Source organism: Bradyrhizobium sp. CCBAU 51627 (assembly GCF_028128765.1).
In the GTDB taxonomy this organism is placed as follows: domain Bacteria; phylum Pseudomonadota; class Alphaproteobacteria; order Rhizobiales; family Xanthobacteraceae; genus Bradyrhizobium.
Window position 1 is genome coordinate 12055 of sequence record NZ_LBJG01000026.1, and the last position, 12221, is coordinate 24275.

General features: G+C 65.0%; 14 protein-coding genes and 1 riboswitch. Of the genes, 8 read left to right on the forward strand and 6 right to left on the reverse strand.

The window, feature by feature from the left end; translation table 11 throughout:
* Positions 1-102 precede the first annotated feature (102 nt).
* The 4 genes from ychF to XH88_RS22555 all read right to left on the reverse strand — a co-directional run bounded on the left by ychF (position 103) and on the right by XH88_RS22555 (position 3158).
* Positions 103-1200, reverse strand: coding sequence for a redox-regulated ATPase YchF (gene ychF, locus XH88_RS22540; protein ID WP_271670490.1), 1098 nt, complete (start codon positions 1198-1200; stop codon positions 103-105).
* Between the two features lie 4 nt (positions 1201-1204).
* A complete protein-coding gene (gene pth / locus XH88_RS22545) occupies positions 1205-1810 on the reverse strand; it encodes an aminoacyl-tRNA hydrolase (RefSeq protein WP_271670491.1) in 606 nt (201 codons plus the stop codon).
* Between the two features lie 61 nt (positions 1811-1871).
* Complete coding sequence (locus XH88_RS22550) at positions 1872-2597, reverse strand: 50S ribosomal protein L25/general stress protein Ctc (protein ID WP_271670492.1); 726 nt, start codon at positions 2595-2597, stop codon at positions 1872-1874.
* A 300-nt stretch (positions 2598-2897) separates the two neighbouring features.
* Positions 2898-3158, reverse strand: coding sequence for an accessory factor UbiK family protein (locus XH88_RS22555; RefSeq protein WP_271670493.1), 261 nt, complete (start codon positions 3156-3158; stop codon positions 2898-2900).
* A 195-nt stretch (positions 3159-3353) separates the two neighbouring features.
* Here XH88_RS22555 and XH88_RS22560 point away from each other — a divergent pair, with 195 nt between their 5' ends.
* The 6 genes from XH88_RS22560 (at position 3354) to XH88_RS22585 (ending at position 8815) form a co-directional block, all read left to right on the forward strand.
* The gene (locus tag XH88_RS22560; protein ID WP_271670494.1) at positions 3354-4091 is read left to right on the forward strand and encodes a dienelactone hydrolase family protein; all 738 of its coding nucleotides are present in this window, start codon (positions 3354-3356) and stop codon (positions 4089-4091) included.
* A gap of 8 nt (positions 4092-4099) precedes the next feature.
* Positions 4100-4945 (forward strand): prolipoprotein diacylglyceryl transferase, encoded by an 846-nt coding sequence (gene lgt / locus XH88_RS22565; protein ID WP_271670495.1) that lies wholly within the window; start codon positions 4100-4102, stop codon positions 4943-4945.
* Positions 4946-4966: 21 nt separating this feature from the next.
* Complete coding sequence (locus tag XH88_RS22570) at positions 4967-6085, forward strand: class I SAM-dependent methyltransferase (RefSeq protein ID WP_271670496.1); 1119 nt, start codon at positions 4967-4969, stop codon at positions 6083-6085.
* Positions 6085-6852 carry a peptidoglycan editing factor PgeF gene (gene pgeF, locus XH88_RS22575; protein ID WP_271670497.1) on the forward strand — a complete coding sequence of 256 codons (768 nt, stop codon included), beginning with the start codon at positions 6085-6087 and terminating at the stop codon, positions 6850-6852. The genes XH88_RS22570 and pgeF overlap by 1 nt, the downstream gene beginning before the upstream one ends.
* 185 nt (positions 6853-7037) lie before the next feature.
* The gene (locus XH88_RS22580) at positions 7038-7667 is read left to right on the forward strand and encodes a hypothetical protein (protein WP_271670498.1); all 630 of its coding nucleotides are present in this window, start codon (positions 7038-7040) and stop codon (positions 7665-7667) included.
* Between the two features lie 194 nt (positions 7668-7861).
* A complete protein-coding gene (locus XH88_RS22585; protein ID WP_271670499.1) occupies positions 7862-8815 on the forward strand; it encodes a ribose-phosphate pyrophosphokinase in 954 nt (317 codons plus the stop codon).
* 180 nt (positions 8816-8995) lie between these two features.
* Here the strand turns inward: XH88_RS22585 and XH88_RS22590 are convergent, their stop codons facing one another.
* Positions 8996-9553 carry a 6,7-dimethyl-8-ribityllumazine synthase gene (locus tag XH88_RS22590; RefSeq protein WP_271670500.1) on the reverse strand — a complete coding sequence of 186 codons (558 nt, stop codon included), beginning with the start codon at positions 9551-9553 and terminating at the stop codon, positions 8996-8998.
* Positions 9554-9627: 74 nt separating this feature from the next.
* A riboswitch (FMN riboswitch) is annotated at positions 9628-9786 on the reverse strand.
* 406 nt (positions 9787-10192) lie between these two features.
* Between XH88_RS22590 and XH88_RS22595 the strand changes: the two genes are divergently transcribed.
* Positions 10193-10693 (forward strand): YbjN domain-containing protein, encoded by a 501-nt coding sequence (locus XH88_RS22595; protein WP_271670501.1) that lies wholly within the window; start codon positions 10193-10195, stop codon positions 10691-10693.
* A 194-nt stretch (positions 10694-10887) separates the two neighbouring features.
* Complete coding sequence (gene proC / locus XH88_RS22600) at positions 10888-11712, forward strand: pyrroline-5-carboxylate reductase (RefSeq protein ID WP_271670502.1); 825 nt, start codon at positions 10888-10890, stop codon at positions 11710-11712.
* A gap of 109 nt (positions 11713-11821) precedes the next feature.
* On the opposite strand, the gene XH88_RS22605 is transcribed toward proC, so the two are convergent.
* Positions 11822-12214 carry a thioesterase family protein gene (locus tag XH88_RS22605; RefSeq protein ID WP_271670503.1) on the reverse strand — a complete coding sequence of 131 codons (393 nt, stop codon included), beginning with the start codon at positions 12212-12214 and terminating at the stop codon, positions 11822-11824.
* Between the last annotated feature and the right edge of the window lie 7 nt (positions 12215-12221).

Genomic DNA, 12221 nt, shown 5'->3' on the forward strand with positions numbered 1-12221 from the left:
GAGCCGGGCCCCATGCATCCGCAATCAGGACCCGCGGGCCCCGGCTCTGCAGCGCACCGCTGAAGACGCGCTGCGCTGCGTCCGGGGCACGGAGAGCGCCCCTTACGTATTGAACCGGAAATGCATCACGTCGCCGTCGGCGACGACGTATTCCTTGCCTTCGAGGCGCAGCTTGCCGGCATCGCGGGCGCCGGCTTCGCCGTTGAACGCGACGTAGTCCTCAAAGGCAATCGTCTCGGCGCGAATAAAACCCTTCTCGAAGTCGGTGTGGATCACGCCGGCCGCACCGGGCGCCTTGGTGCCGCGATGGATGGTCCAGGCGCGCGCTTCCTTCGGGCCCACCGTGAAATAGGTGATGAGATCGAGCAGCTTGTAGCCGGCGCGGATCAGACGATCGAGGCCCGCCTCTTCCAGGCCCAGCGTCTCCAGGAAGTCGGCGCGCTCCTCGCGCGAGATGGTGGCGATCTCGGATTCGATCTTGGCCGAGATGACGACGGCGACGGCGCCCTCCTTGGCAGCCTGCTCCTGCACCGCCTTCGAGAACGCGTTGCCGGTGGCGGCCGAGCCTTCCTCGACGTTGCAGACATAGAGCACGGGCTTGGACGACAAGAGGCCAAGCATGCCGAAAGTGCGCTCCTCCTCGGGCTTGCGCTCGACGAGGCGCGCCGGCTTGCCTTCGCGCAGCAGCACCAAGGTGCGGGTGACGAGGTCGAGCTGCTCCTTGGCGTCTTTGTCGTTGCCCTTGGCCTTCTTGGTGAGGTTGTCGACACGCTTCTCGAGGCTGTCGAGGTCGGCGAGCATCAGCTCGGTCTCGATGGTCTCGATGTCGGCGAGCGGGGCGATCTTGCCTTCGACATGCGTGATGTCGGAATCTTCAAAGCAGCGCACGACATGCGCGATGGCGTCGACCTCGCGGATGTTGGCCAGGAACTGGTTGCCGAGACCTTCGCCCTTGGAGGCGCCGCGCACGAGGCCCGCGATATCGACGAAGGTCAGCCGGGTCGGAATGATCTGGCCCGATTTGGCGATCGCCGCGAGCTTCTCCAGCCGCGGATCGGGCACGGCGACCTCGCCGACATTCGGCTCGATGGTGCAGAACGGATAATTGGCCGCCTGCGCCGCGGCCGTCTCGGTCAGCGCATTGAACAAGGTCGACTTGCCGACATTGGGCAATCCGACGATTCCGCATTTGAATCCCACGAGCCTATTCCTTGCCGTTCTCGTCCTTGGTCAAAAATCCCTTCGCCTGCATCGCAAGATGCACCCTGTTGGCGAAGGTCGCGTCCGTGCCCTTGGCGATCAGGGCGGCGTGCTCGGCGACCGCGTCGCACAGCGTCGTCACCCACTCATTGTCGGCCTTGGCGAAGTCCGACAGGACATGGCCGTGCACCATCTCCTTGACGCCGGGATGACCGATGCCGAGCCTGACACGGCGATAATCGTTGCCGATATGGGCAGAGATGGAGCGCAGGCCGTTATGGCCGGCGATGCCGCCGCCCACCTTCACCCGCACCTTGCCCGGCGGCAATTCGAGCTCGTCGTGAAACACCGTGGTGTCACCGGGCGCGATCTTGAAGAAGCTTGCCGCTTCCTGAACGCTGCGGCCGGACTCGTTCATGTACGTCGTCGGCTTGAGCAGGATCACGCGCTCAGTGCCGAGCGTGCCTTCCGAAGTCTCGCCCTGAAACCTGCGGCGCCATGGTGCGAAACCATGACGCCGCGCGATCTCGTCGACGGCCATGAAGCCGATATTGTGCCGGTTACGTGCGTATTTCGCGCCGGGATTGCCGAGCCCAACAAAGAGTCGCATGACGCGGCGCGCCCCTCAGCCAGCGCGCGATCAGGGATCACGCGCCGGCTCTTCTGAAGGATTACTTCTTCTTGTCGCCGCCGGCCGGAGCCTTGGCCGCCGCGGCCGGAGCCGCAGCACCCGCAGCCGGAGCCGCAGCACCTGCCGGAGCAGCCGCGCCAGCCGCCGGAGCCGCGCCACCAGCAGCAGCCGCAGCCGCGGCCTTCTGCTCTTCGGCGTAGCCGGACGGCGGCACGATGGTGACGAGGGTCGCGTCCTCGCGGGTCAGCGCCTTGACGCCGGCCGGAAGCTTGACGTCCGACAGATGCAGCGAGTGACCGATTTCGAGCGAGCCGACGTCGGCCTCGATGTATTGCGGAATGCTCTCGACGCCGCATTCGAGTTCGATCGCGTGGGCGACGATGTTGACCGTGCCGCCGCGCTTCACGCCCGGAGACGTTTCCGCCTTCACGACATGCAGGGGAACGCTGATGCGAATGGTGGCGCCTTCGCCGAGACGCATGAAGTCGACGTGGACCGGAAAGTCCTTGACCGGATCGAGATGATAGTCGCGCGGAATCACGCGGTGCTTCTTGCCCTCGAGGTCGATGTCCACCAGCGTGGTCAGGAACCGGCCGGCAAGGATGCGCTGGCGCAGTTCGCGATCTTCGATCGAGATCGTGAGCGGGGGCTGGTTGTTACCATAGATCACTCCGGGCACTCTGCCGGCGCGACGCTCAGCCCGGGCGGCCCCCTTGCCGCTCTTCGGACGTGCGGTCGCCTTCAATTCCTTGACGGTCGTCGCCATAGTCTAAGTCCTTGTTTTTGCAAAAGTTAATGGGCCGCAAGGCGGCCCATGGCGCACGCCGCAGCAAGCCTCCAGGGGTGCGGGGGCCGCGGACGTGGCGGGCTTTTACCCGGAAGATGCGGAAATGACAAGGAAATGCGGGGATTTTTTGCAGGGACCGGTGTGGCCCGGAACACGTCATGGCCGGGCGTAGCCGTCCGAAGGACGGCGTCGCTTCCGCTCGCCGATGTCCCGGCATCCACGCATTGCCAGTCAGGAGGATAGACGTGGATGCCCGGGACAAGCCCGGGCATGACGACCTCAGCTGGCCGACCCGCCGAGCTTGGCCTCGAGCGCGGCAATGCGCGCCTTGAGGGCCTCGTTCTCCTCGCGTGCCAGACGGGCCATGTCCTTGACCGCCTCGAACTCCTCGCGCTTGACCAAATCCATGTCGCGCAGGAATTTCTCCGCCTGGTTGCGCATCACCGTGTCGAACTCGCGCTTGACGCCCTGGGCCGCACCCGCGGCATCGTTCATCATGCGGCCGATCTCGTCGAAAAACCGGTTGGTGGTCTGGGTCATGTCGGTCTCCTGATCGGTTTCTTGATCGGTTTCTTGGCGGCCCCGATAAACTTTGCGCGAACGCGCGGGAAGACAATGGCAATCCGCGGTGACAGGTTCAAGGGCCGCGCGGCGGTATCCTTGTCATGCCCCGGTTTCCTTGCAATCGTATTCAACGTCCCTGCATAACAAGAATCACAAGGCGGAACGCACGACATGATCGAGCAGCAGATCGCAATTCCCACCAAGAACGGCCATACCGCGACCTTCATCGTCCATCCCGAGCGCGGCGGACCGTTTCCGGTCATCCTGTTCTACATGGACGCGCCGGCGATCCGCGAGGAGTTGCGCGACATGGCGCGCCGGCTCGCGACCTCAGGCTATTATGTGATGCTGCCGAACCTCTATTACCGCTCCGGCGTGATGGAGCTCGGCGCGCTGCCGGCTGACCCGAACGCGCCGGAGCGCAAGCGCATGTTCGCGCTGATGGGCTCGCTCACGATTCCCATGATCATGGACGACACGCGCGCGCTGCTCACCTATGCCGAGGGCCAGGCTGCCGCTGACACAAAAATCGTCGGCGCCGTCGGCTATTGCATGAGCGGCCGGTACGCCGTCAACGCCGCCACGCATTTCCCTGAAAGGGTCAAGGCTGCCGCCTCGATCTACGGTGTGCAGCTCGCGACCGACCAGGATGACAGTCCGCATCTTGCGGCAGGCAAGACCAGCGCCGAACTCTATTTCGCCTGCGCCGAGACCGATATCTACGCGCCGCCGGAGATTATCGAGAAGGTCAAAGAAGGCATGAAAGGCGCGAAGGCCGAGGTCGAGATCTATCCCGGTACCCATCACGGCTTCGCATTCCCCAAGCGCCCGGTCTATGACCGTGACGCCGCCGAGCGGCATTGGGAGCGTCTGCTGGCGCTCTATCGCCGCAATCTCGTCCAGCAATAGCAGGCGCAATGCCCCTTCTGCTCATCGACTTCCCATCCTTCAACCCGATCGCGGTCGCGATCGGGCCGTTCGCGATCCGCTGGTACGCGCTGGCCTATATCGGCGGCATCGTCATCGGCTGGCTCTATGCGCGCTCGCTGCTGAAGAACGAGCGCCTGTGGGGCGGCCCCGCGCCGATGTCGCTGGTGCAGATCGATGACTTCATCCTCTGGGTGACGCTTGGCATCATCCTCGGCGGCCGCACCGGCTACGTGCTGTTCTACAATCTGCCCTTCTTCATCAGCAATCCCGCCGCGATCTTCAAATTGTGGGAGGGCGGCATGTCCTTCCACGGCGGCTTTCTCGGCTGCGTCGTCGCGGTGATGTGGTTTGCCTATCGCAACGGCATCTCGATCCTGTCGCTGGGCGACATCACCACCGCGGTCGCTCCGATCGGGCTGCTGCTCGGGCGCATCGCCAATTTCATCAACGGCGAATTGTGGGGCCGCGCCACCGATGCGAGCCTGCCCTGGGCCATGATCTTCCCCCACGATCCCTCGCAATTGCCGCGCCATCCGAGCCAGCTCTATGAGGCCGGGATGGAGGGCATCCTGCTGTTCACGGTGCTCGCGGTGATGGTCCGCTTTGGCGCCCTGAAACGGCCGGGCATGATCCTCGGTGCCTTCATCCTGATCTATGGGCTGACGCGCATCGCCGGCGAGCATTTCCGCGAACCGGACGAGCAGCTCGGCTTTCTCTGGGGTGGATTAACCATGGGCATGCTGCTGTCGATCCCGATGCTTATTGTCGGCGGCGTACTTATTGTATGGGCTGTCAAGCGCGGTGCGCCGAAGTCCGCCAAGACCATTCGTTAATTCATCTCGAGAAGACAGGTCGTGACCGAACAGCCACTGCTCAACGAGATCAAGGCGCTGATCAAATCCTCAGGCCCCATGCCGGTCTGGCGGTACATGGAATTGTGCCTGATGCATCCGCACTATGGTTATTACGTCTCGCGCGATCCGCTCGGGCGTGAAGGCGACTTCACCACATCCCCCGAAGTCAGCCAGATGTTCGGCGAGCTGCTGGGATTGTGGACCGCCTCGGTGTGGAAGCAGATGGGCTCGCCGCAATTTTTGCGGCTGATCGAGCTCGGCCCCGGCCGCGGCACCATGATGGCGGATGCGTTGCGCGCGCTTCGCGTGTTGCCGCCGCTCTATCAGGCGCTTCACATCCACATGGTCGAGGTCAATCCCGTCCTGCGCGAACGGCAGGATGCGACATTGTCGGGCGTGCGCAACAATATCGCCTGGCACGACAGCATCGACGACGTACCCGAGGGACCCAGCGTCATCCTCGCCAACGAATATTTCGACGTGCTGCCGATCCACCAGATGGTGAAGCGCGAGGACGGCTGGCATGAGCGCGTGATCGAGATCGATCCCAACGGCAAGCTCCAGTTCGGCGCGGCATCCGAGCCGACGCCGCGCTTCGACGTGCTGCTGCCGCCCTTGGTGCGCGCGGCGCCGGTCGGCGCGGTGTTCGAGTGGCGGCCCGACACGGAGATCATGAAGCTCGCCAAGCGCGTGCGCGACCAGGACGGCGCCGCGCTGATCATCGATTACGGCCATTTGCGCAGCGATGCCGGCGACACCTTTCAGGCCATCGCACGTCACAGCTTCACCGATCCCCTGAAGGCGCCGGGCCAGGCCGACGTCACCGCCCATGTCGACTTCCAGGCGCTCGCACGTGCAGCGGAAGACGTCGGCGCCCGCGTGCACGGGCCGGTGACGCAAGGCGATTTCCTCAAGCGCATCGGCATCGACACCCGGGCAGCCGCACTGATGCAGAAGGCGACGCCGGAAGTAGCCACTGACATTTCCGTGGCGCTGAAGCGATTGACCGATACGGGACGCAGCGGCATGGGCTCGATGTTCAAGGTGCTCGGCATCTCCGAGCCGCGGCTGACAGGCATTGCGGGCCTCAGCGATCTCGAACAGGCCGGAGGTCATTGATGACTCTCACCTCGTCGCTGCTGTCTGCTGTGCCGGGCCTGCGCCATGCCTTCTTCACCCGTGAGGGCGGCGTCTCTGGCGGCATCTATGCCGCGCTGAACGGCGGCCTCGGCTCCAACGACGATCAGGCGCTTGTCGCGGAGAACCGCCGCCGCATGGCCGAGCACGTCGGCGTCGCAGCCGACCGCTTCCTCAGCCTGCACCAGATCCACTCGCCCCACGTCCTCGTGGCCGAAGCGCCGTGGCCGAGCGGACCGCGGCCGAAAGGCGATGCACTGGTGACGAAGGCACCCGGCATCGCGCTCGGTGTTTCCACCGCCGATTGTGGCCCGGTGCTGTTCGTCGACCCCAACGCGCGCGTGATCGGCGGCGCGCATGCCGGCTGGAAGGGCGCGCTCACGGGCGTGCTGGAATCCACCATTGCGGCGATGGAGGAGCTTGGCGCCACCCGCAGCGGCATCATCGCCGCGATCGGCCCGTTGATCCGGCAGGACAGTTACGAGGTCGGCAACGAGTTCGTGGCGCGGTTCATCGAGTCGGATGCCGACAACGCCGTGTTCTTCATCCCGTCGGTGCGCGAGGGCCACGCGATGTTCGACCTCGCCGGCTTCATCCGCAAGCGGCTGGAAGCTGCCGGCATTTTGATGATCGACGATCTCGGTCTGGACACTTATGCGGACGAACGCTTCTTCAGCTATCGCCGCTCGGTGCATCGCAAGGAGCCGGATTACGGCCGTCACGTCCACGCCATCGCGCTGGAAGCGTGAACACACAGCAACGTTAACGATCGACATTCCGGGGCGGCTCGAAGAGCCGAACCCGGAATCTCGAGATTCCGGGCTCGATGCTTCGCATCGCCCCGGAATGACGATGCCCCTGCCCCCGGAATGACGGTGGTCTGTGTCGCCTCTGCCCTAGACCTTAATCGATTTTAACGATATCGCTGCCCTCAATGAGGGAAGCGTCATCATTTTTGCGCCGTGCGGGCTCGCACGTGCTGGCGGTCGTGCTGCTGGTTGCAGCGACCGTGCTGGCCGGCTGCGCCGGCGGCAACGCGCCCGCCAATTCCTACGCGATGGCGACACCGAGTGGCGGCTCCGGCGCGACGGTCGCATTCGAATCCATCGACGGGCCGCCGCCGCAGGTGTTCGACCGCATGGTCGGGGTGCTCGACAGCGAATCCAAGCTGCGCAGCCTTTCGATCGTCTCGCGCGAAGCGACCGCAGCCTACCGCGTGCGCAGCTATCTCTCCGCCCAGATGGTGCGCGGCAAGACCGTGATCGCCTGGGTCTGGGACGTCTACGACGCCAACCAGCAGCGGGCGCTGCGCCTCTCCGGCGAGGAACCGACCGCGGCCAAGGGCGGCCGCGACGCGACGCGTGATGCTTGGGCTGCCGCCGACGATTTGGTGCTGCGGAAGATCGCCCAGGCCGGATTCAGCGGACTTTCCAATATGATCAACGGCACGCCGGACACGCCGAACGCTGTTCCCGGCCTGCGCGGACCGGCCGTGGCAAGCGTGACGCCGGAAGCTCCAGTGGCCGAGATGCCGGCCACGGCGCTCGGCTACGCCCAGCAATAACCACCGCTAAACCACGGGCCCAGTTTGCGGCCAAGCCGTTGGCGCGACTCAGGATTTTCAGAGGGAAAACGTAGCATCCCGGGTTGCCAGCGCGGCCCCCGGCCTGATATTTCCTCGCCCGTCGTAACCGTGCTGCCAGTGGGTATTTTCAGATGTTGCACGTCGTATCCAGCAAAGCGCGGGAGGAAGCGTCCATGTCGGCCAAGAACGGCTCCATCAAGCTTGTCGCCGGCAACTCCAATCCGGCTCTTGCCCAGGCCATCGCGCAGGGCCTCAACATGCCGCTGACCAAAGCGGTGGTCCGGCGCTTCGCCGACATGGAGATCTTCGTCGAGGTCCAGGAGAACATCCGCGGCTCGGACGCCTTCATCATCCAGTCGACCTCGTTTCCGGCGAACGACAATCTGATGGAGTTGTTGATCATCACCGACGCGCTGCGCCGCTCCTCGGCGCGCCGCATCACCGCCGTGATCCCCTATTTCGGCTATGCCAGGCAGGATCGCCGCTCCGGCTCGCGCACGCCGATCTCGGCCAAGCTCGTCGCCAATCTGATCACCCATGCCGGCGTCGATCGCGTCATGACGCTCGACCTGCATGCCGGCCAGATCCAGGGCTTCTTCGATATCCCGACCGACAATCTGTTCGCGGCCCCCCTGATGGTACGCGACATCCGCGAGCGTTTCGACCTCGGCAAGGTGATGGTGGTCTCGCCCGACGTCGGCGGCGTCGCCCGCGCCCGCGGCCTCGCCAAACGCATCAACACTCCGCTCGCAATCGTCGACAAGCGCCGCGAGCGTCCGGGCGAATCCGAAGTCATGAACGTGATCGGCGACGTCTCCGGCTATAGCTGCATCCTGGTCGACGACATCGTCGATTCCGGCGGCACGCTGGTGAACGCAGCCGACGCGCTGATCGCAAAGGGCGCCAAGGACGTCTACGCCTATATCACCCACGGCGTGCTCTCCGGCGGCGCGGCCGCCCGCATCGGCGGCTCGAAGCTGAAAGAGCTCGTCATCACCGACTCGATCCTCCCGACCGAGGCGGTGACCAAGGCGCCGAACATCCGCACGCTGCCGATTGCCAGCCTGATCTCCGACGCGATCGCGCGTACCGCGGCAGAAGAGTCGGTCTCGAGCCTGTTCGACTGACACTGTCATTCCGGGACGGCGCGTCAGCGCCGAGCCCGGAATCCGTCTTGCAGCAATCCGTGTCGATCAATGGAGTCCGGGCTCGCGCCATCCAGGTCGGCTGCTGCCGACTCGGATCTTCAAATCTGCCGAACTCCGGTAAACCCGAGTTCGGGTGGCGCGCCCCGGAATGACCGTTGCCTACCCCACAATGCCCGCCGCGACCTGGCCCCGCAGGCGCTCGAGGCCGAGCAATGTCTCGGCGCAGGCGGCCGCGACCTCGACGCCCTTGATGGCAAAGTGCCGGCGGAAGAAATCGTAGTGCACCTCGGTCTCATGGAATTGCTGCGGCGTCAGCACCGCCGAGAACACCGGCACCTCGGTGCGCAGCTGCACGTCCATCAGCGCCTTGATCACGGTGTCGGCGACGAACTCGTGGCGATAGATGCCGCCGTCGACGACGAGGCCGGCCGCAACGATGGCGGTGTAGCGCCGCGTCTTGGCGAGCACCTGCGCGTGCAGCGGGATCTCGAACGAGCCCGGCACCTCGAACACGTCGACATGATTGAGATGGCGCGCCTCCGCCTCCTTCAGGAAGGCGATGCGGGCCTCCTCGACCACGTCGCGATGCCAGCAGGCCTGCACGAAGGCCACGCGCTGCGGCTTGGCGAAACGGGGGTATCCCTTCACCGGATCCTGTGGAACCGGCGGCGGTGTCTGGGACGCTTCACTTCGGGGATCTTGCAACATCTGATTCATGGCTTTCCTCTTCAGGACCAGAATCAGGGCACACGGAACGACAAACAGCCGCATCTTGCGATGCGTCTGCCACCGACCGTTCTCTTTCATCCGGACTTTAACCGTCGGCTTCGGAGTTGCACCGAATCTGCTGACCCTTCCCTTCGGGAACACCCCCGGGGAAGGCGCTCGCGGGCTTGGGCCTTTCGGCCCTTACCGCCGGTGGGGACTTTCACCCCGCCCTGAGAACATCGACCGCTCGGGATTGAGCGACCTGACGGAAATATGCCGCCGGTCCGGGGCCGCAGGCAAGCCTGTTCCGCAGCCAAAAACCGCATGGTCCCATGCCGCTGGGGCGGTGCCGCCCCTCGCGCAGCGGAAGTAACGAGTGGCGGTTTTCGGGAATCCGATTCCGGTTTGTTCTCATTCGTTAACAATTGTGGCCGAGATGAGCTGTGGACGAACGAGTCCTGGCTTGTGGACGGACTCGCGACCCAGTTGCGCAGATTCCGCAAATCACATCACTTGATCCGCGACAGGCCGCGCCGATCGGAGGGAGATCGCGAAAGCGACTCCCGAGATCGACGACGTTAGGGAGCGCGCGCCGGACCCAACCGCGTGCGTATCAAAGACAACAAGAAGGCAAGAGGTCGAGACGGCATGTCCCTGCTCGAAGGCAATATCGATTCCCGAAATCACCCGCTCGCGGTGGTCGAGGATATCGCTGCCAGCAACAACTGGCCGTTCGAACGTTCCGGCGAGGACGAGCTGACCATTGTCTCGAAGGGACAATGGACCGACTACCAGATCTCCTTCACCTGGATGGGCGAGATCGAGGCGCTGCATCTCGCCTGCGCCTTCGACATGAAGATTCCGCCTTCGCGGCGGGGCGAGGTGCAGCGCCTCGTCGCCGCGGTCAACGAGCAGTTGTGGATCGGCCATTTCGACCTGTGGACCAACACCGGCATGATCATGCATCGTCAGGCACTGGTGCTGCCGGGCGGCCTCACCGCCTCGACCGCGCAATGCGAAGCCATGCTCGCCGGCGCCATCCACGCCTGCGAGCGTTACTTCCCGGCGTTCCAGTTCGTGGTGTGGGCCGGCAAGACCACCGCGCAGGCCATGGACGCGGCGATGTTCGATACGGTGGGCGAGGCCTAGCTTTTAGGCGTAGGGGGAGCCCAAGCTCTCCACTCGTCGTCGTCCTGGGCAAGCGAGCGCTGATCCGGAATCCATAGCGCGAGGTGCCCATGTGCGGCACGGCGCTTGTTGCTCTGCCATCCATCCACTAGAACCAGCCGGGGTAATAGGCCCTGGCTTTCGCCAGGACGACGGCGGATTTTGTGGCAACAGCAATGGCAAACAGCGTTCTCCAGAACATCACCGGCACCATCCTGCTCGCCGGCGCCGGCAAGATGGGCGGCGCGATGCTGACCGGATGGCTGGCGGGCGGGCTCGATCCGCGCCGCGTTGCGGTGGTCGATCCGCACCTCTCGCCCGAGATCACCGCGCTGGCCGCCAAGGGCGTTGCGCTCAATCCAAACGTCAAGGCGGCGGGCACGGTCGAGACGATGGTCGTCGCGGTGAAGCCGCAAATGTTCCGCGAGGCCGGTGCCAGGCTGAAGTCGTTCGTCTCGGAAAAAACGTCCGTGGTTTCGATCATGGCGGGAACCACGATCGCTGCGCTCGAGGAGGTCTGCGGCGGCGCCGTGGTGCGGGCGATGCCGAACACGCCGGCCGCGATCGGCCGCGGCATCACGGTGGCGGTCGCCGCGAAGAATGTCAGCGCGGGTCAGCGCGCCGTGGCCGATGCGCTGCTGCGCGCCACCGGCTCGATCGAATGGGTCGAGGATGAGGGCCTGATGGATGCGGTGACCGCCGTGTCCGGCTCCGGGCCCGCGTATGTGTTTCTCCTCGCCGAAGAGCTCGCGCGCGCCGGCGTGGAAGCGGGATTGCCCGAAGCGCTGGCGACCAAGCTCGCGCGCGAGACGGTCGCCGGCTCCGGCGAGCTGCTGCACCAGTCGGATCTTCCCTCGGCTACCCTGCGCCAGAACGTCACCTCGCCCGGCGGCACCACCGCTGCGGCGCTCGGCGTGCTGATGGGCGAGCCCGGCTTGCGCGACCTGATGATCCGCGCGATCGCGGCCGCGGCGCAGCGTTCAAAGGAATTGGCAAAGTAGTGCCGTAGGGTGGGCCAAGGCGCGAAGCGCCGTGCCCACCGTTCCTCTTTGATTGATGGAGATCGTGGGCACGCTTCGCTTTGCCCACCCTACGGCTCCGCGCCAGTCGCTACGCGCCCAGTCGCTTGTTGAACATCTCGACATTGACGAGCCCGCGCGCATGGCGGCCCTCGCCGAGCTTGCGCGTGCCCTCGAAGGCCTCGACCTCGAAACGGATGACGCGGCGCTCGACCGCAATCACCTGCGCAGTGGTCCGCACCGTCGCACCGACGAGGGCGGCTGCGAGATGGCGGATGTCGACCTCGGTGCCGACGGTGACCCAGCCCGGCTGAAGCGCAGAGCGGATCGCATCGCCCGACGTCATCTCCATCTCCAGGATCATCATCGGGGTCGCATAGACCATCGGCATGCCGGGCACGAAATGCCCGACCGTGCGCTCGGCCGGCACGACAAGCGTGCGCTCGGCGCTCATGCCTGTTGTGATGAAGTCGCGTGCGTCCATGCTGCTT